The following is a 22,391-nucleotide window of genomic DNA, read 5'->3' as shown; positions in this document are numbered from 1 at the left end:
CCGCCGCGCCCCCCTGTGCGCGTCCGGCGCAGGACGGCACTTCACGGGCCGGAAGGCGGCGGGCGGACTCCAACTTTCGACAGAGGCCGCAAGGCCTGCGGCTTCCGTAGCCTGGGAGGCACTGTGAACACCGCTTCCCCCGCCCTGACCCCGACCACCCGGGCCCTGTCCTGGTGCCTGCACCTGCTGGTCCTCGGCCTGCTCACGCTGGCCGGCTGGCGGGCCGTCGCCGCCGGCCGCCCCGCCGCCTGGCCGGTCGTCGCCGTCGCCGTGGCCTGCGCCGGGGTGTACGCCGCCGGGCCGCTGCTGCCCGGCGTCCGCCGCTCCCGGCGGGCCGCCGCGCTGTGGCTCGCCGCGGTGGGCGCCGTATGGCTGGTGCTGCTGGCGCTGTCCGCCGACGCCGTGTGGATGGCGTTCCCGCTGTACTTCCTCCAGCTGCATCTGCTGCCGCGCCGGTCCGGGCTCGCCGCCGTGGCCGCCACCGCGGCGGCGGCCGTCGCCGGTTTCGCCGCCCATCAGGGCTCCTTCGGCGCGGCCATGGCGATCGGCCCCGCGCTCGGCGCGGCGGTCGCGGTCGCGGTCGTACGGGGCTACCAGGCCCTGTACCGGGAGAGCGAGCAGCGTAGACGCCTGATCGAGGAACTCACCGCCACCCGCGCCGACCTGGACCGGGTCCAGCACACGGCGGGGGTGCTGGCCGAACGCGAACGCCTGGCCCGCGAGATCCACGACACCCTCGCCCAGGGCCTCTCCAGCATCCAGTTGCTGCTGCGCGCTGCCGAACGCGCCCTGCCCGGCCGGCCCGATGCCGCCGCCGGCCATGTGGAGGCGGCCCGCCGGGCCGCGGCGGACAACCTCGCCGAGGCCCGCCGCTTCGTCGCCGCCCTCACTCCGCCCGCCCTGGACGGCACCACGCTGGCCGACGCGCTGGCCCGGCTGTGCGCCACCACCGGCGACCACCACCGGATCACCGTGCGCTTCCGCCTCGACGGCGAACCGGTCCCGCTGGCCACGGAGCACGAGGTCGCCCTGCTGCGCATCGCCCAGTCCGCCCTCGCCAACACCGTGCGGCACGCCCGTACCGGCGACGCCGAGATCACCCTCGGCTACCTCGGCGACCGCGTCGCCCTCGACATCACCGACGACGGCACCGGCTTCGACCCCGCCCTGCCGCCCGCCCCCGACCCGGAGGGCGGCGGGTTCGGACTGGCGGCGATGCGGGCCCGGATGCATGCCCTCGGCGGCACCCTGAGCATCGAGTCCGCGCCGGGCAGGGGCACCTCCCTGGCCGCCCGGCTGCCGCTCGGCGGGCCCGCCGACGGTACGCCGGGCAGCGCGTCCGGGATCATGTACGACCGCACGCCCACCCCCGTATCCGACAGCACGCCCGAGGCTCGCCCATGACCGACGACAGCGCCCCCATCCGGCTGCTCCTGGCCGACGATCACCCCGTGGTCCGGGCCGGGCTGCGGGCCGTGCTGGAGACCGAGCCCGGCCTGGTCGTCGTGGCCGAGGCCGCCACCGCGGAGGAGGCCGTGGCCCGTGCCGCCGGGGGCGATGTCGACGTGGTGCTGATGGACCTCCAGTTCGGCAGGGGGATGGGCGGCGCGGAGGCGACCGCGCGGATCACGGCCAGGGCGGGGGCGCCGCGGGTGCTGGTCGTGACCACGTACGACTCCGACGCGGACACCCTGCCCGCCATCGAGGCCGGGGCCACGGGCTACCTCCTCAAGGACGCGCCGCCCGAGGATCTGGCCGCGGCCGTGCGCACCGCCGCGGCCGGGCGCACCACCCTCGCGCCCACGGTCGCCGAGCGGCTCATGAACCGGCTGCGCATGCCGGGCACCGCGCTGACCCGGCGCGAGACCGAGGTGCTCGCGCTGGTCGCCGACGGCCTCTCCAACCAGGCCATCGGCCACCGCCTCCACCTCACCGAGGGAACCGTCAAGTCCCACCTCGCCCGCGTCTACACCAAACTGGCCGTCGACTCCCGCACGGCGGCGGTCGCCACGGCGACGGACCTCGGCCTGATCCGCCGCTGACCGCGGAACGCGTCCGCCGTCGGGCCGGGTGGTGATGTGAGGCTGCCGGCCCGGGGGCCGGTTTTGGTACGTGTCCGTCGTCGGGCTCGGGGTGACGCGCGGCTGATCCCGGGGTCGCCTCGCGCCGATGGCGGGCCGGCCGGGGGTTGGTTTCGGGGTGGTGCGCGCGTCGGACTCGGGCCGATCGGTCGGTGGCCTCGGGGTTGACCATCGCCGGGGGAGGGCCGGTCGGGCGTCGGCCTCGGGTTCGTCCGCCACCGGCTCCGGACGCGTCCGCCGTTGATCCCGGCTTCAGCGACCACCGGATTCGGGCCCCGTATCTCTGCCCTCAGCTTCATCCGCCACCGCTCTCCGCTTCGGCCGCCGCCGGCCTCGCCCTGATCCCTCCGCTCGGCCGTCCCCGTCACTGGCCCCGCCCTCCTGCGCCCGCGGCCGCATCGGCCACTGGCCGCTGCCGTATCCGCCGTGCACCTCGGGCTCATAGGGCCGCCGACAGTCCGCGACCGGCAGCCGGCTGCGGGCTCATCCGCCATGACCCGCTTCGCCCGCCCCCCGGTCGCGGACTCACCTGCCCCGTCCCTACCGGCTCATGGCCCAAGCACCCCCGCCCCCCCCAACCCTCGGCCTCACCGACCCCGCCCCCAGCCGACTACCACTCCCCGACCAACCCGTCGCCCCGTCGTCCCGTAGTCCGGCCCCCCCGCCCCCTGTCGTATGGGAATCTTTTATGTTCCTGGGGGCGTGTGAGTCGGGTTGCAACGGAGTGGGGGCGGCAAGGGTGGGGCACGAGGGGCGGGAGGCACTCGCGGGCGGGGCGCGGCTGAATGAGGCGGCGCAGACGGTGGCCGGTGATCATGCCAGGGCGGTCGAGGCGGTCCGCGCGGCGCTGAAGCCGATCCATGACGCGCTGGTCAAGCGGGAGCTCGACGCCATCCCGGTCGCCCGGTTGCAGGACGTCACCGAGGGCCGGCTGCGGCTGGGCAACGTCGACAAGAGCGGTCTGCGCACGGTGGGCCGGGTCCTCGAAGCGGGGCCGTACCGGCTGCGGCAGATCCCCGGCGTCGGCCAGCGCACCGTCGACCAGATGCTCGCCGCCGCCCGACGGCTGTCCGAGGCCGTGCACGAGACGGTGGCCGTCCATATCGACGTCGACCGGCCGGAACCGGCGACCACCGCCCTGGTCGAGGCCCTGCACGTGCTGGTGGAAGCGGGTCCGGCGGCCCGGCGCACGGTGGACACGGCCGTGGCCCTCTCCCAGCGCCTCGGTCCGCTGCTGACCGACGCGAAGCCCGCCGCCGGACGGTTCAGGATGCTGCTGGCCGGACGGGAGAAGCGGGCCCGTGCCCTGACCGCGCTCGCCGAGATCCGCTCCCTCGTCGCCGAGGCGGAAGCCGCGGGCCTGCCCGAGTCGCTGGCCCAGACCTCGGTGGACCTGCTGCGCGGCACCTCGTCCGACATCGCCGCCTGGGTGGACTTCGAGCTGCGCTCCGCCGAGTACTACGGCCTGCTCGCCGAGATCTCCGGCCGGCAGCCGGACGCCGCCGCAGCCGAGGGCTTCCTGCCGGACGAGGTCGCCGAGCGGGTCCGCACCCAGCAGCTCGCCGAGGAGCATCGGCGCGTCTCCCTGCGCGGCTACCAGGCGTTCGGCGCGCGCTTCGTCCTCGCGCAGCGCAAGGTCATCCTCGGCGACGAGATGGGCCTCGGGAAGACCATCCAGGCGATCGCCGTACTGGCACACCTCGCGGCCGAGGGGCAGAGCCACTTCATGGTCGTCTGCCCGGCGAGCGTCCTCGTCAACTGGACCCGGGAGATCGAGGCCCGCAGCACCCTGCGCGTCACGGTGCTGCACGGGCCCGACCGGCACGAGGCGTTCGCCGACTGGAAGGGGCGGGGCGGGGTCGCGGTGACCACGTTCGACGCGCTGCGCGGATTCCCGGAGCCGGGCGGCGGCGAGGTCGGACTGCTCGTCGTGGACGAGGCGCACTGTGTGAAGAACCCGAAGGCCAAGCGGTCCCAGGCCGTGGCCGGATGGGCGGAGCGCTGCGAGCGCGCCCTGTTCATGACCGGAACTCCCATGGAGAACAGGGTCGTCGAGTTCCGCAACCTGGTCGGGATGCTGCACCGCGGGATAGCGGACTCCCTGGGAGAAGGGGACGCGCCGGCCGGCTCCGTGGCCTTCCGCAAGGCCGTCGCCCCGGTCTATCTGCGGCGCAACCAGGTGGACGTACTGACCGAACTGCCCAGCCTCCAGCAGTCCGACGAGTGGGAGCAGCTCAGCGCGTCCGACGAGGAGGCGTACCGGGAGGCCGTACGCGCCGGCAACTTCATGGCGATGCGCCGGGCCGCCTATGCGCGCCCGAAGGGATCGGCCAAGCTGGACCGGCTCCGCGAGATCGTCCGGGAGGCCGGGGAGAACGGGCAGAAGACCGTCGTCTTCTCCAACTTCAAGGACGTACTGGGTGTAGTACGGGACGAACTCGCCCCGGAAACCGCCCTGTTCGGGCCGCTCACCGGAAGCGTCCCGGCGGCGCGGCGCCAGCAGCTCGTGGACGACTTCGCCGCCGCGTCCGGCCCCGCGGTGCTCCTGGCGCAGATCCAGGCGGCCGGCGTCGGCCTCAATATGCAGGCCGCCTCCGTCGTCATCATCTGCGAACCCCAGATCAAGCCGACCATCGAACACCAGGCGGTGGGCCGCGCCCACCGGATGGGGCAGGTCAGACCGGTACGGGTGTACCGGCTGCTCGCCACCGGAGGCGTGGACGAACGCCTGGTGAAGATGCTCGCGGCCAAGACCCGCCTGTTCGACGCCTACGCGCGCCGCAGCGCCGTGGCCGAGGCGACCCCGGACGCGGTCGACGTGTCGGACACCGAGCTGGCCCGCCGGATCGTCGAGGAGGAGCAGGCACGGCTGGGCGTGGCGGAGGAGCAGGCAGGGCTGGGCGTCGTGGAGGAGAGCCCGCTGCAACCCAGCGAGTGACCCGAGTGACCCGAGTGACCCGAGGGGCCGCCCGCGACGTTCGTACATCGTCCCGAGGCTCCCGCCGAGATCCCCGTGACATCACCCGATCGGCCCACGCCCCAGGCGCGTCCCCCCACACGGCCGCCACCCTGGAGTCAGCCGGGAGCGCGAGCCGACGCACCGGGACACGAGCGTGGACGGGGCGGATCCGTGGCGGACGAGACAGTGGCCGACGACGCGCACGACGACGCGCACGAGGACGGCTCGCCCGCCTGTCTGGTCACCGGCGCCAGCGGGTACATCGGCGGCCGGCTCGTGCCGGAACTGCTGGACGCCGGATACCGGGTGCGCTGCCTGGTCCGCACCCCGCACAAGCTGCGCGACCATCCCTGGGCCGACCGGGTGGAGATCGTCCGGGGCGATGTCACGGACGCGGACTCGGTGGCGCGGGCGATGGCCGGCATGGACGTGGCCTACTACCTGGTGCACGCCCTCGGCACGGGCCGCGACTTCGAGCGCACCGACCGGCGGGCGGCCCGCGTCTTCGGCGAGCAGGCCCGCCGGGCCGGGGTAGAGCGCCTGGTGTACCTCGGCGGTCTGACCCCGGCCGGGGTGCCCGAGCGCGAGCTGTCCCCGCATCTGCGCTCCCGGGCCGAGGTCGGCCGCATCCTGCTGGACTCGGGCGTGCCGACCGCCGTGCTGCGCGCCGCCGTCATCATCGGCTCCGGCTCCGCGAGCTTCGAGATGCTGCGCTACCTCACCGAACGGCTGCCCGTGATGGTCACCCCGCGCTGGGTGCACACCCGGATCCAGCCCATCGCCGTACGGGACGTGCTGCGCCTCCTGGTGGGCTGCGCCAAGCTGCCCCCGGACGTCAACCGAGCCTTCGACACGGGCGGCCCCGAGGTGCTCACCTACCTGGACATGATGCGGCGGTACGCCAGTGCCGCCGGGCTGCCCAAGCGGGTGATCGTGCGCGTGCCGGTGCTCACCCCGGGCCTGTCCAGCTACTGGGTCGGGCTGGTGACCCCGGTGCCGGCCGGTATCGCGCGCCCGCTGACGGAGTCGCTGCGGCACGAGGTCGTCTGCCATGAGAACGACATCGAACGGTATGTGCCGAGCCCGCCCGGCCACCCCCTCGGCCTGGACCGGGCCCTCGCCCTGGCGCTCCAGCGGGTCCGCGAGGCGCAGGTCGTCACCCGCTGGTCCTCCGCCGCCGTACCGGGCGCCCCGAGCGATCCGCTGCCCACCGACCCGGACTGGGCGGGCGGCAGCCTGTACACCGATGTGCGCGAGCGCGCGGCGGACGTACCGCCCGAGGCGCTGTGGCGGGTGGTGGAGGGCATCGGCGGGGAGAACGGCTGGTACTCCTTCCCGCTGGCCTGGGCGGTACGGGGCTGGCTCGACCGGCTCGTCGGCGGGGTGGGCCTGCGCCGGGGCCGCCGGGACGCGCGACGGCTGCGGGTGGGCGACTCGCTGGACTTCTGGCGGGTGGAGGAGATCGAACGCGGCCGGCTGCTGCGGCTGCGCGCCGAGATGCGGCTGCCGGGCCTGGCCTGGCTGGAGATGCGGGTGGACGACGGCGACGGCGGGGTCCGGTACCGGCAGCGGGCGCTGTTCCATCCCCGCGGGCTGCTCGGCCATCTGTACTGGTGGAGCGTCTCGCCCTTCCACGCGGTCGTCTTCGGCGGCATGGCCCGCAACATCGTGCGCGCCGCCACCCGCACCCGGAACGAAGCAGGACGAGCAGCCTCATCCTCATCCGGACACGGAAGTGGACCCGAACCCGGACCCGAACCCACATCCGGTCCCGCCGCGCCGTCGGCAGACCGCACCGCCCCCGACCACCCCGAATAGGCTGACCGCCATGTCCGTCTCGGTCGTCCTGTTCACCTCCGACCTGCGCCTGCACGACCATCCGCCGCTGCGCGCCGCGCTGGCCGCCGCCGATGAGATCGTCCCGCTGTTCGTCCGCGACCGCGCCGTCGAGGCGGCCGGGTTCGCCACCCCGAACCGCACCGCCTTCCTCGCCGACTGCCTGGCCGACCTCGACGCGTCCCTGCGCGAGCGCGGCGGACGGCTCGTGGTGCGCTCCGGCGACCTGGTGGCGCAGGTCTGCGGGGTGGCCGCGGAGGCGGGCGCCGACGAGGTGCACCTGGCCGCCGCGCACAGCGCCTTCGCCACCCGCCGGGAGGACCTGCTGCGGCGGGCGCTGGCGGCCGACGGGCGGCGGCTGCTCGTGCACGACGCGGTGACCGTGGCCGTGCCACCGGGCGAGGTGACCCCGGCCGGCTCCGACCACTTCGCGGTCTTCACGCCGTACCACCGCCGCTGGGCCCGGTCCGGGCTGCGCGCGCCGCTGGCCGCCCCGCGCCGGGTGCCCGTGCCGGACGGGGTGAAGGGCGAACGGCTGCCCGCCCGCGAGGACGTCACAGGTGTCTCGCCCGCCCTCCCGGCCGGTGGCGAGCGCGAGGGCCGCAAGCGGGTGAGCGCCTACTGGCGCACGGGTCTGGACGCCTACGACGACACCCGCGACGACCTGGCCGCCGACGCCACCTCCCGGCTCTCCGCGCATCTGCACTTCGGCACCCTGTCCCCGGTGGAACTGATCCAGCGGGCCCGCAGCCGCGGCGGTCCGGGCGCCGAGGCGCTGGTACGACAGCTCGCCTGGCGCGACTTCCACCGCCAGGTGCTCGCCGCCCGCCCGGCGGTCGCCCGCGCCGACTACCGCGCCAAGGGCGACCGCTGGCGCACCGGGCGGGCCGCACGCGCCGACATCGAGGCCTGGCGGGAGGGCCGTACCGGCTATCCGGTGATCGACGCGGCGATGCGGCAGCTGCGCCACGAGGGCTGGATGCACAACCGGGCCCGGCTGCTGACCGCGTCCTTCCTGACCAAGACGCTCTACGTCGACTGGCGGATCGGCGCCGACCACTTCCTGCGCTGGCTGGTCGACGGTGACATCGCCAACAACCAGCTCAACTGGCAGTGGGTCGCCGGGACCGGCACGGACACTCGCCCCAACCGGGTCCTCAACCCCATTGCCCAGGCCAGGCGTTACGACCCCGACGGCGGCTATGTGCGCCGCTGGGTGCCCGAACTCGCGGGCCTCGCCGACCGGTTCGTGCACGAGCCGTGGAAGCTGCCCGACACGGAGCGGGCCGCGCTGGACTACCCCGATCCGATGATCGAGCTGTCCGAGGGCCTCGACCGGTTCCGCGCAGCCCGCGACCGGGGGAAGTGACCGCCCCCGGGTGCGGCTAGGCGGTGTGCTGCTCGGCCGCCCGGGTCCGCCGCGCCGTCATCACCGCGTAGACGAGGACGCCGACGAAGAGGAACAGCGCGCCCTGGTACACCGCCGCGTAGCCGGCGCCCGCCATCAGCCAGATCGAGAAGGCGGCGGCGACCGAGGTGACCACCGCGTCCCGGACCAGCCGCCCCCGGTCCACCGAGTCGGCGCGGCCGGAGACGAGGTGGAAGAGCTGGGCGGCGGTGGCCAGCAGATAGGGGACGGTCGCGGTGAAGGTGGTGACGAGGACCAGGACCTCGAAGACCCTGCCGGAGCCGGAGAGGTAGTTGTAGGCGGTGAGCAGGGACGCCAGCACCACGGTGACGGCGACGCCGACCGTCGGCACGCCCCGGCGGCGCCGGGTGAAGGCGGCCGGGAAGAGCCCGTCGCGGGCGGCGGCGTACGGGGTCTGGGCGCTGAGCAGGGTCCAGCCGTTCAGGCAGCCGATCATCGACACCAGCGCGGCGAGCGCCACCGCCCAGCCGCCCCAGCTGCCGCCGAACATCGCGTTCACGGCGTCCGAGAAGGGCGCGGTGGAGTCGACCAGACGGTGGTGGTCGACCGTGCCGAACACGGACAGCGTGCCCAGCAGGTACACCAGCGCGGCGCCCGCGGTGCCGATCACGGTGGCGCGGCCCACATTGCGCCGGGCGTTCCTTACCTCACCGGCGCTGACCGCGGCGGACTCCACCCCGAGGTAGGAGAAGAGCAGCAGCGCGGCGGAGGCGGAGACCGCGCCGATCGCGCCGTGGCCGCTGGAGTTGAACGGGCCGAGCCGGGACGGGTCGAAGAAGAACAGCCCGCCGACCGCCACGAGCAGCAGCGGCACGAACTTCAGCACCGTGGAGACCAGCTGCACGGCGCCCACATAACGGGTACCGGCGAAGTTGGCGAGCGCGGGCAGCCACTGGATCGCCAGCGCGGCCAGACACGCGGTCCAGCGGTGTCCGCTCACCGGGACCAGCACGTCCAGATAGCCGACGGCGGCCACGGCGAGCGCGGCGTTCGACACCCACGTGGTGATCCAGTACGACCAGGCCGCGAGGAAGCCCGCGAAGTCGCCGAACGCCCCGCGGGCGTAGACGTACGGGCCGCCGGTGCGGGGATCGCGGGCGGCGAGCTTGCCGAAGGTCAGCGCGAGGGCGATGGCGCCGATCGTCAGCACCCCGAAGGCGACCAGGCTGACCGTGCCGTAGGGGGCGATGGAGGCGGGCAGCAGGAAGATGCCGCCGCCGATGATGTTGCCCATGACCAGCGCGGTGGCCACGGGCAGCCCGAACCGGCGCGCGTGCCGGCTGCCGGGCGGGCCCTGGGGGTCCCCGGCGGGCGCCGCAAGGCTCTCCGAGGGGGCCGGAGCCGGCAGGGGAGCGGTTCCGGTGACGTGCATGGGTGGTGCGCCTCTCATCAAGCCGACGTCCCGGGATCGCCGGGACCCCGCCATGGTCGGCGATGCCCCTACCTGTCGCAAAATCGCCGTTTCTTGTCTCGTCCGGGCCTTCCGTCCACGGAAAAACTGAGCCGGATACCCCCTCCGGCCGCGATATCTCCGGCGCTCGATCCGGCGCCGTACGGTCCCGCGGCGATCGCCCGGGGTGTCGTCGTCCGCGGTCTCGTCACCGGGCCCGCGCCGGTGCACCATGTGATCCGAGTGACGCAACGGGCTCGGGAGGCGGCATGAGCGGGTCGGCGCAGGGCAGGGCGTCCGGGATCGAGGTCCGGTCCATCGACTACGTCCCGCTGAACGAGCGGCACGGCAAACTGTGGCACCTGGGGCCCCTGTGGTTCATGTCCAACGCCCAGATCGCCACCCTGGCCGTGGGGCTGATCAGCATCACCGGCGGCGGCAATCTCCTCTGGTCGCTGCTGGCCATCGTCGCCGGTACCGTCCTCGGCACCTTCTTCATGGCCTTCCACTCCGCCCAGGGGCCCCAGCTGGGCCTGCCGCAGATGATCCAGTCGCGCCCGCAGTTCGGCTATGTCGGCGCGCTCCTCGTGTGGCTCTTCGCCTATGTGCAGTACGCCGGGTTCAACGTCTTCAACAGCATCCTCGCCGCCGACGCCCTGCACACCACGCTGCACGGCGGGGTGAAGCCCTGGGTCCTCGCGGTCACCGTGGTCGCGCTCGTCATCGCCCTGGTGGGCTACGACATCATCCACAAGGCCGAACGCATCCTGACCTATGTCTTCCTGGTCGTCTTCGGGATCTTCACCGTCGGCATCCTGCTCACCCTGCACTACCCGGCCGGCTCCTTCGACCTCGGCGCCTTCAAATGGACGCCGTTCCTCGCCCAGTTCGGCGTGGTCGCCGGCTACCAGATCAGCTGGGCCATCTACGTCTCGGACTACTCCCGCTATCTGCCGCCGGACGTGACCGTCCGCAAGACCTTCTACTGGACCTACTTCGGCTCCGCGCTCGGCGGCATCTGGATGATGGTGCTCGGCACCCTGCTCGCGGCCTGGGCGGGCGCGCACTTCGAGACCATCACCTCCATCGACGCGGCCGGTGACAAGATCTTCGACGGCTTCGGCGCGATCGTGCTGCTCTTCGCCGCCCTCGGCCTGATCTCCGTCACCGCGCTCAACATGTACGGCGGTTCGCTGACCCTCATCAGCGCCATCGACTCGGTACGACGGGTACGGCCGACGCTCTCCGTGCGGCTGCTCACCCTCGCCCTCACCGCCGCGCTCTCCGTGATCGGCGCGCTCGCCGCCACCGCGCACTTCCTCGCCGACTTCAACGACTTCCTGCTGCTGGTCCTCTATCTGTTCATCCCGTGGACCGCGGTCAACCTCATGGACTACTACGTGGTGCGCCGGGGCCACTACGCGGTCGCCGAGATCTTCAACCCCCGGGGCATCTACGGCCGTTGGGGCTGGCACGGGATCATCTCCTATCTGGTCGGCTTCGCGGTCATGGTCCCGTTCTTCGCCGTCGGCACCCTGTACGTGGGCCCCGCCGCGAAGGCGCTCGGCGGCGCGGACATCTCCCTGTTCATCGGGCTGCCCGTCTCCGCCCTCCTGTACTGGTGGCTGACCCGCTCCCTCGACGTCGAGGCGGAGGCACGGCTGGCCCGGGCGGAGGCGGCGGAGCTGGAACGGGCGGCGTCCGAGCACCGGGAGCCCTGAAGGGCGGGTCCGGGCGAGGGACGGCGGGTCCGGGTACGTGACCACGGGCCCGGATACGTGACCACGGGTCCGTGTCCCTGACAGTGGACACCCTCTTGACGCCGGGCCGAGGGGGATCGAGACTTCCTGACAGGGAATCCTAGTGAACAGGTAGGGAATCATGGCGCGCCTCGAAGCGGTCACCGGCCGAGCGGGCCGGACGCCGACGCGCACCCCGCTGCTCACCTCCCGCCGGCACATCGATCTGCTGCGCGTCTGCAGCGCCCTGGGCGACCCGCGCTGACGCGCCGCACCACGCCCCTTCACCGCTCAGGCCCGCGCGGCCACCGTCCCACGGCTCCCGCCGACGCGCCCTCGCACGCCCACCACCCGGGGAGACGCATGTCCATCACTCCGCTCGCCGCCGTCCCACCCGCCCACCGCGTCACCGCGCCCGACTTCCGGGGCCGGCTCGGCCGGGACGCGCGCAGCGGCCACTACGCCGTGCCGCATCGCTACCGCCTCCATCTGTCCACCGCCTGTCCGGACGGACTGCGCCTCGCCGTCGGTCACGCCCTGCTCGGCCTGGACGACAGCTGTCCGGTCACCTTCCTGCCCGCCCTCCAAGGCGGCCACGACGGCGGCCACGCCGAGCTGCGCCCGCTGTACGAGGCCAGCGCCCACCACTACCGGGGCCCGGCGCTCGCCCCCGTGCTCAGCGACGACTGGTCCGGACGCATCGTCAGCACCCACGCCCGCGACATCCTGCGCGACCTGGACCGCTTCCCGCGCACCTGCAAGAACCCCCTGTTCCCGCCCGGCCTGGAGTCCGTGATCGAGTCCGTCGAGCGGATGTGCGCCGAGGGCATCGAGGAGGCCGCCCAGCGCGCCGGACGCGCCGGTGCCGGTCCGGCGGAGCGGGCCGCCGCGCTCGACGCGCTGCTGGACACCCTGGGCCGGCTGGAGCGGCGGCTGGCGGGGGAGGAGTATCTGGCCGACGGCAGGCTCACCGCGGCCGACATCGAACTCTGGGTTTCCCTGGTGCAGTTGGACCTGGTGCACCGCTGCCATCTCGACGCCTCCGCCGTGCAGCGCATCGCCGAGCACCGGGCCCTGTGGGCCTACGCCCGCCGCCTCGCCGGCCACCCCGCCTTCGGCCGCCATCTCGACCTCGACGGCATCGCGCGCCGCCACCAGGGCCACTGCCGGGGCCTGGAGGCCGCCGGAGCCGCCGTCCAGATCCTGGACTGGGCGGCCCACGCGAGCGGCTCCCCGGACACTTCCCGCAGGTGAGATCGGCCCCGGCGATGTCCATCTGACGGACGGACATTGACATTCGGGGCGCCGGCTGGATTACTTGCGGCTCAGATGCGGTCAAGAGTGTCAGTGCCAAGCCCTGGCTGGCTGACCGGCAACCCTCGCGACGCGGTGGGGTGCCCCAGGTGACGACCGGACCGGACGACGACTTCGGTAAGCGCGAGGCCCCCGGGGCCGTGACAGTGACAGGTGACGCCATGTACGCAGCTCCCCGGACGGCCCTGAGCCGCCCCCAGGGCTGCGTACCGCCGCGCACCGCCCTGGTCGCCGACCGCGCCGTCGACCTGCTGCGGGTCAGCAGCGCGCTGTGTACCGCGCCGGGCGCGATCCGCGGCTGCCGGGGCTGACCTCCACCTTCACGCCCCGGCGGCCGTAGCCCCGGACCTCGGGCCCGGCGCCTCGGCGGCCCACCCCCGTTTCCCGCCGTCCGGACCGACTCCGGTCCCGCTGCCGCGCGTTCCGACGCGTCCCGCCGCACGCCCCGAGCCGTGCGGCGGGCCGCGCCCGGTACGTCGTACCCCGTGCGCGATCCGTCGTACCCCGCGCCCCCGCCCCTCCCCGCTCCTCCCCGTCTCGCCCCGCCCCTCGCCGGAGCCCGCCATGAGCCAAGCCCCAGGCGCCGCCGTCTCGCTCGCCGAGGCGCCGCCCGCCGCAGAGCCGTCAAAGCCCCTCGCCGCACAGCGTGTTCAGCCGCTGCGCCGGCCAGGCCGCTGGATCGCCACCGCCGTCGTCCTGGTGGTCGTCGCGCAGATCGCGCACGGCCTGGCCACCAACCCCTTCTACCAGTGGGACCGCTTCCGCTACTGGTTCCTGCGGCCCGCGGTCCTGGACGGCCTCCTCGTCACGCTCGAAGTCGCCGCGCTGAGCGCCGTATTGGGGCTGATCGGGGGTGTCCTGCTGGCCCTCGCGCGGCAGTCCGGAAGCCCGGTGCTGCGCGCCGTCAGCTGGACCTACGCCTGGCTGTTCCGCTCCGTGCCGCTGATCGTCGTCCTGATCTTCCTCTACAACTTCAGCGCCCTGTACAAGACGTTGAGCCTCGGCATCCCCTTCGGACCCGCCTTCGTCACCTTCGACGAGTCGAAGCTCGCCACCGACATGACGGTCGCCGTCATCGGACTCGGTCTCAACGAGGCGGCGTACGCGGCCGAAGTGGTGCGCGGCGGGCTGCTCTCCGTCGACCAGGGCCAGCACGAGGCGGCCGCGGCCCTCGGCCTGCCCAAGGGCTACCAGTTCACCCGGATCGTGCTCCCGCAGGCACTGCGCTCCATCACGCCCAACTACGTCAATCAGCTCATCGGCCTGGTCAAGAGCACGTCCCTGGTGTTCTACGTGTCGCTGCTCGACCTGTTCGGCTCCGTGCAGACCATGGGCAGCACCTACCCCGGCGACATCGTGCCGCTGCTGCTGGTCGCCACCGTCTGGTACCTGATCCTGACCAGCGCCGTCTCCGTCGTCCAGTTCTACGTCGAGCGGTACTTCGCCCGGGGCGCCACCCGCACCCTGCCGCCGACCCCGCTCCAGAAGGCACGCGCCGCCCTCACCGCGTTCCGCACCCGGCTGCGCGGGGAGGCCGCCGTATGACCGCCACCGCCACCACCGCCCAGGAGCCGGCCCCGGCCGCGCTGGAGGTGCACGACGTCCACAAGTGGTACGGCACCCACCGCGTCCTGGACGGCATCGACCTGACCGTGCGCCCCGGCGAGGTCACCGTCGTCATCGGGCCCTCGGGCTCCGGCAAGTCCACGCTGCTGCGGGTCATCAACCACCTGGAGAAGCCCGAGATCGGCCATGTCAGCGTCGGCGGCGAACTCATCGGCGTCCGGCGCGCGGGCGACCGGCTGAAGGAGCTGGGCGAACGCGCGATCCTGGCCCAGCGCGGCCGGATCGGGTTCGTCTTCCAGAACTTCAACCTCTTCCCGCATCTCACCGTCCTCGACAACGTGGCCGCCGCTCCCGTCGCCACCGGCCGCCTCGGCAAGGCCGAAGCACGGGAACTCGCCCGGGAGTTGCTCACCCGGGTCGGCCTGGGCGAGCGCACCGGCGCCTACCCGCGCCAGCTCTCCGGCGGCCAGCAGCAGCGCGTCGCCATCGCCCGCGCCCTCGCGCTGCGCCCCGGCATCATCCTCTTCGACGAGCCGACCTCCGCGCTCGACCCGGAACTCGTCGGCGAGGTCCTCTCCGTCATCAAGGACCTCGCCACCAGCGGCACCACCCTGGTCATCGTCACCCATGAGATCGGCTTCGCCCGTGAGGTCGCCGACCGGATCGTCTTCATCGACGGCGGCCGGATCGTCGAACAGGGCCCGCCCGCAAAGGTGTTGGACCACCCCGAGCACCCTCGCACCCGGGACTTCCTCGCCAAGGTCCTCTGAACCCGCCCCCCTTCCCCCTCCCCAGACGCACCATCGAACGACAAGGACAGCCATGCCCAGCCACCTCACCCGACGCAGCCTGATACGCGGTCTGTCCGCGGCCACCGTGATCGCCTCCCTCGCCGGCGCCCTCGCCGCCTGCGGCGGCAGCAGTGACGCGGCCACCACGACCGACGCCGCCGGCACGGTGACCGTGGGCCGGGTGTCCAACGGCGCCGCCAGACAGACCGAGTTGAAGGTCTCCGAGGTCAAGTCCCTCAACGCCGAACTGCCCGCCGCCGTCCGCAAGCGGGGCACCCTGAACATCGTCGTGGGCGCGCTGCCCGACGGCTTCCCGCCGCTCGCCTACATCGGTGGCGACCAGAAGACCCTCACCGGCGCCGAACCCGACTTCGGCCGCCTGGTCGCCGCGGTCCTCGGCCTCAAGCCCCAACTGGCCAACGCCACCTGGGAGAACATGTTCGTCGGCATCGACAGCGGCAAGGCCGATGTCGGCTTCGCCAACATCACCGACACCGAGGAACGCAAGAAGAAGTACGACTTCGCCTCGTACCGCAAGGACAACGTGGGCTTCGAGGTGCTGAAGAAGAGCACCTGGAATTTCGGCGGGAACTACGAGAACCTCGCCGGGAAGACGGTCGCCGTCGACAACGGCACCAATCAGGAGAAGATCCTCCTGGAGTGGCAGAGCAAGCTGAAGGCCGAGGGCAAGACCCTCACCGTCAAGCACTACGCCAGCAAGAACGCCACCTATCTGGCGCTGTCCGGCGGCCGGATCGACGCCTACTTCGCGGCGAACCCCGGCGTCGCCTACCACGTCACCCAGACCGCGAAGTCGCCGAACCCGACCCGCAGCGCGGGCACCTACTCCGGTGCGGGCGCGAGCCTCCAGGGGCTGATCGCGGCCACCACGAAGAAGGACAGCGGCCTCGCCAAGCCCATCGCGGACGCCGTCAACCACCTGATCGAGGACGGGCAGTACGCGAAGTGGCTGGCCGCCTACAACCTCTCCAACGAGGCCGTGGCGAAGTCCCAGGTCAACCCGCCCGGACTGCCGCTCAGCGACTCCTGAGCAGCCGGCCCGAACAGCTTCCGGGGCCGGGAACACCGAATGGGGCCGGGGCGTTGTGCCTCATGACGAGATGGGCGCGGCCGCCGCAGAGGCGGCCCGCTGAGCGCGGTGGACGGAGGTGGCGGAGATGACCGAGGACCGAAGGCGCCTTCCGTGCGCGCGCGTCCTGCGGACCGCCCGCTCCGCCGTGCTGCACTCCCGGCCCCATATCGACCTCCAGCGCGTGGCCGCCGCGCTCTGTCGCTCCTGACGCTCCCCCTCCGCCCTCGCGACCGCGCGGTCTCTCCTCCCGCCGCGCCCGCCCGCCGCCGTGCCCCGCCCCCGGCGTGGCCCGGCGCGCCCCCGTACGGACACCCAGGAAGGCGCCAACTCGTGTCCTCTGCCACCCCCTCCACCCACCCCGACCCCCACTCCCGCCTCCACCTCGCCGTCGCCCTGGACGGCACCGGCTGGCACCCCGCCTCCTGGCGCGAGCCCGTCGCCCGCCCGGACGCGCTGTTCACCGCCGGATACTGGTCCGACCTGGTCGCCGAGGCCGAGCGCGGTCTGCTCGACTTCGTGACCATCGAGGACGGCCTCGGCCCCCAGTCCTCCCAGCTGCTGGAGCCCGACGACCGCACCGACCAGGTACGCGGCCGGCTCGACGCGGTACTCATCGCCTCCCGCGTCGCCCCGCTCACCCGGCACATCGGCCTGGTCCCGACCGTGGTGGCCACCCACACCGAGCCGTTCCACATCTCCAAGGCGATCGCCACCCTCGACTACGTCAGCACCGGCCGCGCGGGCCTGCGGGTGCGGATCACCGCCCGGCCGGACGAGGCCGGCCACTTCGGCCGCCGCCGCATCGACCGGATCGAGGCGTACGACAGCCCGGACGCCCAGGGCCTGCTCACCGACCTGTTCGACGAGGCCGCCGACTACGTGGAAGTCGTGCGCAGGCTCTGGGACAGCTGGGAGGACGACGCCGAGATCCGCGACCGGGCGAGCGGCCGGTTCGTCGACCGGGACAAGCTGCACTACATCGATTTCGAGGGCCGCTTCTTCAGCGTCAAGGGCCCCTCCATCACCCCCCGCCCGCCCCAGGGGCAGCCGCTGGTCAGCGCCCTCGCCCACGACACCGTGCCGTACCGGCTGCTGGCCCGGGGGGCCGACGTCGGCTACGTCACCCCGCGCGACACGGAGCACGCCCGCGCGATCGTGGCCGAGATCCGCGCCGAGCAGCGGAGCGCCGGGCGGGCGGGGGAGACCCTGCATGTCTTCGGGGACCTGCTGGTCTTCCTGGACGACAGCCAGGGCGAGGCCGAGGCGCGGCGGGCACGGCTGGACGCGCTCGCGGGGGAGCCGTACACCGGCGACGCCCCGGTCTTCACCGGCACGGCGGCACAACTCGCCGATCTACTTGAGGAGTTGGCGGGCGCCGGGCTGACCGGGTTCCGGCTGCGGCCCGCCGTCACCGGGCACGACCTGCCCCGGATCAGCCGCGACCTGGTGCCCGAACTCCAGCGCCGGGGCCGGTTCCGCACCGCCTACGAGGCGGACACCCTGCGCGGCCTGCTCGGCCTCGCCCGCCCCGCCAACCGCTACGCCGCTGCCGCCGCCACCGCCGTCTGAGCCGGAGGACCGTACGACCATGAGCAAGCCGCTGAAGCAGATCCATCTGGCCGCCCACTTCCCCGGAGTCAACAACACCACCGTGTGGAGCGACCCGGACGCCGGCAGCCACATCGAGTTCAGCTCCTTCGCGCACTTCGCGCGCACCGCCGAACGCGCCAAGTTCGACTTCCTGTTCCTCGCCGAGGGCCTGCGCCTGCGCGAACAGGGAGGACAGATATACGACTTGGACGTGGTCGGCCGCCCCGACACCTTCACCGTGCTGGCCGCGCTCGCCGCCGTCACCGACCGGCTCGGCCTGACCGGCACCATCAACTCCACGTTCAACGAGCCCTATGAGGTGGCCCGCCAGTTCGCCAGCCTCGACCACCTCTCCGGCGGCCGCTCCGCGTGGAACGTGGTCACCTCCTGGGACGCCTTCACCGGAGAGAACTTCCGCCGCGGCGGCTTCCTGCCGCAGGACGAACGCTATTCACGCGCCAAGGAGTTCCTGGCCACCGCGCACGAGCTGTTCGACTCCTGGAGCGGCGACGAGATCCTCGCCGACCGGGCCACCGGCGCCTTCCTGCGGGACGCGCGGGCCGGCTCCTTCGTCCACCAGGGGCAGCACTTCGACATCCACGGCCGGTTCAACGTGCCGCGTTCCCCGCAGGGCCGCCCGGTGATCTTCCAGGCGGGCGACTCCGAGGAGGGCCGCGAGTTCGCCGCCGCCGGCGCGGACGCGATCTTCAGCAGGTACTCCCACCTGGAGGAGGGCCGGGCCTTCTACGCCAACGTCAAGGGCCGCCTCGCCAAGTACGGCCGTAGGCCTGACCAGTTGCTCATCCTGCCCGCCGCGACCTTCGTGCTCGGCGACACCGACGCCGAGGCCGCCGAACTCGCCCGCGAGGTGCGCCGCCAGCAGGTCAGCGGCGCCACCGCGCTCAAGCACCTGGAGTTCGTCTGGAACCGCGACCTGTCCGGGTACGACCCGGAGGGCCCGCTGCCCGACATCGATCCGCTGGTGAGCGAGGAGCACATCTCCCGGGGCCGCGCCCAGGTGCGGATGTACCGGGACCCGGTCGCCATCGCGCGCGAGTGGCGCGAGCTGGCCGAGGCCAACAAATGGTCCATCCGCGATCTGGTGATCAACAACGGCAACCGGCAGACCTTCGTGGGCGCCCCCGCCACCGTGGCCCGGACCATCAACGAGTTCGTGCAGGCGGACGCCTCCGACGGGTTCATCCTCGTCCCGCACATCACCCCGGGCGGCCTCGACCCGTTCGCCGACAAGGTGGTCCCGCTCCTCCAGGAACAGGGCGTCTTCCGCGCCGACTACGAGGGCACCACCCTGCGCGAGCACCTGGGCCTGGCCCACCCCGACGCCGCCGCCCCGGCCGAGCGGGCCGCCTCGTAACCACCGGCACGGCCCCGGCGTGGCACCGGCGCGGGCGCGCACGTCACCTCCCCCGTGGGTGACGTACGCGCCCGCTCCCCCCGGTGCCGGACCATGGACCGTGCCGCCCGCGTGTGCTCACCAGCACATCACCGCCGTCCGCCCCGCCCCCCAGACGGAGTAGACGCGGACACGGACGAAGTAGCGGCGGCCCCGGACGAGCCGTACCCGCAGCCGGGCGTTGTCCGGGGTGCCGCCGTCGTCGTGGCCGGCGAGGAAACGCGGCTCCCCGTCCCGCTCCTCGAAGACCACGAGCACGGTGTCGGCGTCGCCGAAGGTCCCCACGGTGTAGTCGCGGGATTCCGCCGGCTCGACGACGAAGTCCGCCTGCTCGCCCGGACCCAGGCCCAGCGGTGCCGAACAAAACGGCACCAGCGGGTCGGGTCCGGGCGCGGTACCCGGGTACCAGCGCAGGACGAACTCCCGGTCCCGGTCCGAGGGTTGCTCGGCCGGACGCAGCCCCCCGCGGTACTGCTCCGGCTCCAGCACGAGCCCCGGACCGAACGGCAGGGCCATCACCGAACGCGGGTCCCACACCGCGCCCCTGGACTCCCCGGCGTCCAACGCCCGCAGGACGTTGGTGTACGCCGTCTCCCGGCTCCAGTGGTTCGGCGGGCCCGCCAACTCCGCGTAGACGGCCTCGTCGTCCCAGTGCAGCCCGGCGCAGGGGTTCTGGTGCTCGTGCACCAGGCCCAGCGCGTGCCCGATCTCGTGCAGGACCGTGCCGCGCTCCCCCTGCGCGGTCACGTCCCAGCCGAGATTCATGGTGCGCTCGCCCCGGCCGACGGCGAGGGCCTCGCGGCCCACCGCCGACCAGGAACCCCCGCCGGCCTGGAACCCGATCCGCAGCTCGGCCTCCCCCCGGTCGCCGACCTCCGCGAAGGCGACCCCGATGCCGAGCGCCTCCCACTGCGCGAAGCACTCGCGGACCACGTCCAGCTGCTCCTTGCCACCCGCCCACGCCACCCGGCGCAGCTCCCCGGTCCCGGGGACCGGGATCACCGAGGCGTCGTGGTCGGTGTCGAGGAAGCAGTAGTGCAGGACCGTGCCGTTGACCCACATGCGCCGCCCGGCGAGCAGCGCGGCCTGCCGCTCGGCGGTCAGCCCCGGTCCGAAGGACGGGGCCGGCTGCCGTGAGAGCGAGCACAGGCGTCGGGTCATGCGGCCAGCGTGCCCGCCCCGCGACCAACGGCGCCTGAGTCGAAGGCTACTCAAGTCGCCCTGTATCAAATCTGAGTACGCGTGCTCTGGTTGGTGTGAGGACTTACGAACAGGACGCGAAGACGCTCGAACTGCCCTGGCCGTTCACCGGCCGGGAGGACGAACTGGAGCTGGTGCGGGGGGCGATGGCCGCGGGCCGGCGCGGCATCGTGGTGACCGGTCCGGCCGGTCGCGGCAAGACCCGGCTGATCACGCAGGCGGTCCGGGGCACGGACCACGTCAGGGTGACCGGCACCCCCGAGGCCCGCCATCTGCCCCTCGCCGCGTTCGCGCACCTGCCGGCCGTCACCGGCTCGCTGTCCGGCGCGGTGCGGGCCCTGTCCGGCGTCCGCCTCCTCGTCGTGGACGACGCCCATCTGCTGGACGAGGACTCCGCCGCGCTGGTCCACCAGCTGGCCGCGGGCGGGCGCACCCGGCTGATCGTCGCCGCGTGCGACGAGGCGTCGGCGCCCGGCGCGGTGTCCCGGCTGTGGACCGGTGAGCTGCTGCCCCGGCTGGCCCTCGCCCCGCTGCCCGAGGAGGACACCGCCGCCCTCCTCGGCGCGGCCGGGTTCGAGGCGCTCACCGTGCGGCGGCTGCACCGGCTGTGCCGGGGCGATCTGCGGCTGCTGCGCTCCCTGGTGGCCGCGCTCGTGGCCGGGGAGGGCCTGGTCGCCGTCCCCGGCACCGGAGAGCGCGCCTGGCGCGGGCCGCTGCCCGTCACCCCGGCCGTCCGCGACCGGCTCGCGCCCGTGCTGGAGCGCGGTGCGCCCGGCGAGCGCGAGACCCTGGAACGCCTCGCCTTCGCCGAGCCGTCCCGGCTTCCGCTGTACGACCTCGACCTCGATGTCCTCGAGGGGCTGGAGGCGGCCGGTCTGATCGCGGTGGACGACGCCGGCGGGGTCGCGCTCGCCGACCCGCTGCACGGACCGGCGCTGCGGGCGGTGACCGGGCGGCTGCGGGCACGGAGGCTGAGCCGGTCCGGAGCGGACCGCGGTGCCGCCCTCGCCGCCGAACAGCGGCTGCTGGAGGGGCGGTTGGCCCAGCTGGACGTACGGCCGGTGGCGACGCCGGTGGGGGACTGGGCGATGGCCGAGGGAGAGCCGGTACCGGCCGGGTACGCGGCGGTGCGGGCCCGGTTCGCCCGGCTGGGGGGCGCGGTACGGGACGCCGCCGCATGGGCCCGGGAGGGACTGCGGTGGGCGCCGGGGGACGCCGGGTGCGCGGCGGAACTCGCCCTGGCGCAGGCCGAGTCGGACGAATCGGGACACGGCTTCGCCGAGGGCGACGCGTACGCGCGCTACGGGGCCGTACGCGCCGGGGAGCCCGCCCGCGCGCTGCCCGCGGGCAGTGTGCTCGCCCGGCACTCCGAGGCGCTGGCACGCGGGGACGGGGACGCGCTGGACCGGGCCGCTACCGCCCTGGCGGAGCGCGGATTCCTGCTGTTCGCGGCGGAGGCCCACGCCCAGGCCGTACGCGTCCACCGCGACCCCCGGGCCGGGCGCCGCTCCCGCACCCGGGCGCTCGCCCTCGCCCGCCGCTGCCAGGGCGCCCGCACCCCGGCACTGGCCGGTCTGGTGCTCGGCGAACTCACCGCGCGGCAACGGCAGGTCGTGGCGCTGGCGGCGGCGGGCCTGAGCAACCGGGAGATCGCCGAGCGGCTGACGCTGTCCGTGCGCACGGTCGGCAACCACCTGTACAGCGCGTACACCCGGCTGGGCACGGGGGACCGGGGCGCGCTGCCCTGCCTGCTGGACAGGTCGGCCTAAAGGGTGTTGCACAAGGCCGTGGTCAAGCAGCCTGAAGTGGGCAGCTGAGCTTGGCGGTCATGCGGCGAGGGCGGGGTTGTGCATGCGGGCCATGGCCTGGACCGCGTGGTGGAGGCCGTCGCTGTGCTGCCGGCAGTCGCGGAGGATCTTGTAGTTCTTCATCCGGGAGAAGACGTGCTCAACGCGTGCGCGGACTTTGCGGTGAGCGGCGTTGTCTTCT

The 22,391-nt window shown here is 73.6% G+C and carries 19 protein-coding genes and 1 riboswitch; of the genes, 16 read left to right on the top strand and 3 right to left on the bottom strand.

Features of this window, described 5'->3' with window-relative positions:
* Nucleotides 1-123 precede the first annotated feature (123 nt).
* The 5 genes from AB0N90_RS36965 to AB0N90_RS36945 all read left to right on the top strand — a co-directional run bounded on the left by AB0N90_RS36965 (nt 124) and on the right by AB0N90_RS36945 (nt 8,245).
* A complete protein-coding gene (locus tag AB0N90_RS36965) occupies nt 124-1,404 on the top strand; it encodes a sensor histidine kinase (protein WP_365203808.1) in 1,281 nt (426 codons plus the stop codon).
* Nucleotides 1,401-2,042: a response regulator transcription factor gene (locus AB0N90_RS36960; protein WP_365203806.1), complete on the top strand. Its 642-nt coding sequence runs from the start codon at nt 1,401-1,403 to the stop codon at nt 2,040-2,042. The genes AB0N90_RS36965 and AB0N90_RS36960 overlap by 4 nt, the downstream gene beginning before the upstream one ends.
* 778 nt (nt 2,043-2,820) lie before the next feature.
* On the top strand, nt 2,821-5,019 hold the full coding sequence (locus tag AB0N90_RS36955) for a DEAD/DEAH box helicase (RefSeq protein WP_365203804.1): 2,199 nt from the start codon (nt 2,821-2,823) through the stop codon (nt 5,017-5,019).
* A 207-nt stretch (nt 5,020-5,226) separates the two neighbouring features.
* Nucleotides 5,227-6,858, top strand: a complete 1,632-nt coding sequence (locus tag AB0N90_RS36950; protein ID WP_365203824.1) for an SDR family oxidoreductase — start codon at nt 5,227-5,229, stop codon at nt 6,856-6,858.
* A gap of 10 nt (nt 6,859-6,868) precedes the next feature.
* Nucleotides 6,869-8,245 carry a deoxyribodipyrimidine photo-lyase gene (locus AB0N90_RS36945; protein ID WP_365203802.1) on the top strand — a complete coding sequence of 459 codons (1,377 nt, stop codon included), beginning with the start codon at nt 6,869-6,871 and terminating at the stop codon, nt 8,243-8,245.
* A 16-nt stretch (nt 8,246-8,261) separates the two neighbouring features.
* Here AB0N90_RS36945 and AB0N90_RS36940 read toward each other — a convergent pair whose 3' ends face one another.
* Nucleotides 8,262-9,677 carry an amino acid permease gene (locus AB0N90_RS36940; RefSeq protein ID WP_365203800.1) on the bottom strand — a complete coding sequence of 472 codons (1,416 nt, stop codon included), beginning with the start codon at nt 9,675-9,677 and terminating at the stop codon, nt 8,262-8,264.
* Nucleotides 9,678-9,964: 287 nt separating this feature from the next.
* On the opposite strand from AB0N90_RS36940, the gene AB0N90_RS36935 reads away from it, so the two are divergent.
* From AB0N90_RS36935 to AB0N90_RS36890, 10 genes are all read left to right on the top strand, one after another.
* Nucleotides 9,965-11,416 carry a cytosine permease gene (locus AB0N90_RS36935; protein ID WP_365203798.1) on the top strand — a complete coding sequence of 484 codons (1,452 nt, stop codon included), beginning with the start codon at nt 9,965-9,967 and terminating at the stop codon, nt 11,414-11,416.
* 160 nt (nt 11,417-11,576) lie between these two features.
* Entirely contained in the window at nt 11,577-11,699 is a 123-nt protein-coding gene (locus tag AB0N90_RS36930) for a putative leader peptide (protein ID WP_365203796.1), read from the top strand.
* 98 nt (nt 11,700-11,797) lie between these two features.
* On the top strand, nt 11,798-12,688 hold the full coding sequence (locus AB0N90_RS36925; protein ID WP_365203794.1) for a glutathione S-transferase C-terminal domain-containing protein: 891 nt from the start codon (nt 11,798-11,800) through the stop codon (nt 12,686-12,688).
* A 79-nt stretch (nt 12,689-12,767) separates the two neighbouring features.
* Nucleotides 12,768-12,878, top strand: a riboswitch (SAM riboswitch).
* A gap of 31 nt (nt 12,879-12,909) precedes the next feature.
* On the top strand, nt 12,910-13,059 hold the full coding sequence (locus tag AB0N90_RS36920; protein ID WP_161216779.1) for a hypothetical protein: 150 nt from the start codon (nt 12,910-12,912) through the stop codon (nt 13,057-13,059).
* A gap of 253 nt (nt 13,060-13,312) precedes the next feature.
* Complete coding sequence (locus AB0N90_RS36915; protein ID WP_365203792.1) at nt 13,313-14,293, top strand: amino acid ABC transporter permease; 981 nt, start codon at nt 13,313-13,315, stop codon at nt 14,291-14,293.
* Nucleotides 14,290-15,084, top strand: coding sequence for an amino acid ABC transporter ATP-binding protein (locus AB0N90_RS36910; protein ID WP_365203790.1), 795 nt, complete (start codon nt 14,290-14,292; stop codon nt 15,082-15,084). Before AB0N90_RS36915 ends, AB0N90_RS36910 begins: the two co-directional genes overlap by 4 nt.
* A gap of 52 nt (nt 15,085-15,136) precedes the next feature.
* Nucleotides 15,137-16,156 (top strand): ABC transporter substrate-binding protein, encoded by a 1,020-nt coding sequence (locus AB0N90_RS36905; protein WP_365203788.1) that lies wholly within the window; start codon nt 15,137-15,139, stop codon nt 16,154-16,156.
* 127 nt (nt 16,157-16,283) lie between these two features.
* Complete coding sequence (locus AB0N90_RS36900) at nt 16,284-16,406, top strand: putative leader peptide (RefSeq protein WP_361683856.1); 123 nt, start codon at nt 16,284-16,286, stop codon at nt 16,404-16,406.
* 122 nt (nt 16,407-16,528) lie between these two features.
* Nucleotides 16,529-17,767, top strand: coding sequence for an LLM class flavin-dependent oxidoreductase (locus tag AB0N90_RS36895; RefSeq protein WP_365203786.1), 1,239 nt, complete (start codon nt 16,529-16,531; stop codon nt 17,765-17,767).
* A gap of 19 nt (nt 17,768-17,786) precedes the next feature.
* Nucleotides 17,787-19,163 carry an NtaA/DmoA family FMN-dependent monooxygenase gene (locus tag AB0N90_RS36890; protein ID WP_365203784.1) on the top strand — a complete coding sequence of 459 codons (1,377 nt, stop codon included), beginning with the start codon at nt 17,787-17,789 and terminating at the stop codon, nt 19,161-19,163.
* A gap of 117 nt (nt 19,164-19,280) precedes the next feature.
* Here AB0N90_RS36890 and AB0N90_RS36885 read toward each other — a convergent pair whose 3' ends face one another.
* A complete protein-coding gene (locus AB0N90_RS36885) occupies nt 19,281-20,363 on the bottom strand; it encodes a M12 family metallopeptidase (RefSeq protein ID WP_365203783.1) in 1,083 nt (360 codons plus the stop codon).
* A gap of 95 nt (nt 20,364-20,458) precedes the next feature.
* Here AB0N90_RS36885 and AB0N90_RS36880 point away from each other — a divergent pair, with 95 nt between their 5' ends.
* On the top strand, nt 20,459-22,171 hold the full coding sequence (locus AB0N90_RS36880) for a LuxR C-terminal-related transcriptional regulator (protein ID WP_365203782.1): 1,713 nt from the start codon (nt 20,459-20,461) through the stop codon (nt 22,169-22,171).
* Nucleotides 22,172-22,228: 57 nt separating this feature from the next.
* Here the strand turns inward: AB0N90_RS36880 and AB0N90_RS36875 are convergent.
* On the bottom strand, nt 22,229-22,391 hold a 163-nt coding region (locus tag AB0N90_RS36875; protein WP_365203822.1), incomplete at its 5' end, for a transposase family protein.

This window comes from Streptomyces sp. NPDC093018, from assembly GCF_040684035.1.
GTDB classification, from domain to species: domain Bacteria; phylum Actinomycetota; class Actinomycetes; order Streptomycetales; family Streptomycetaceae; genus Streptomyces; species Streptomyces murinus.
The sequence above is the reverse complement of the archived record's forward strand: the minus strand, read 5'-3'. Positions and strand labels throughout refer to the sequence as shown.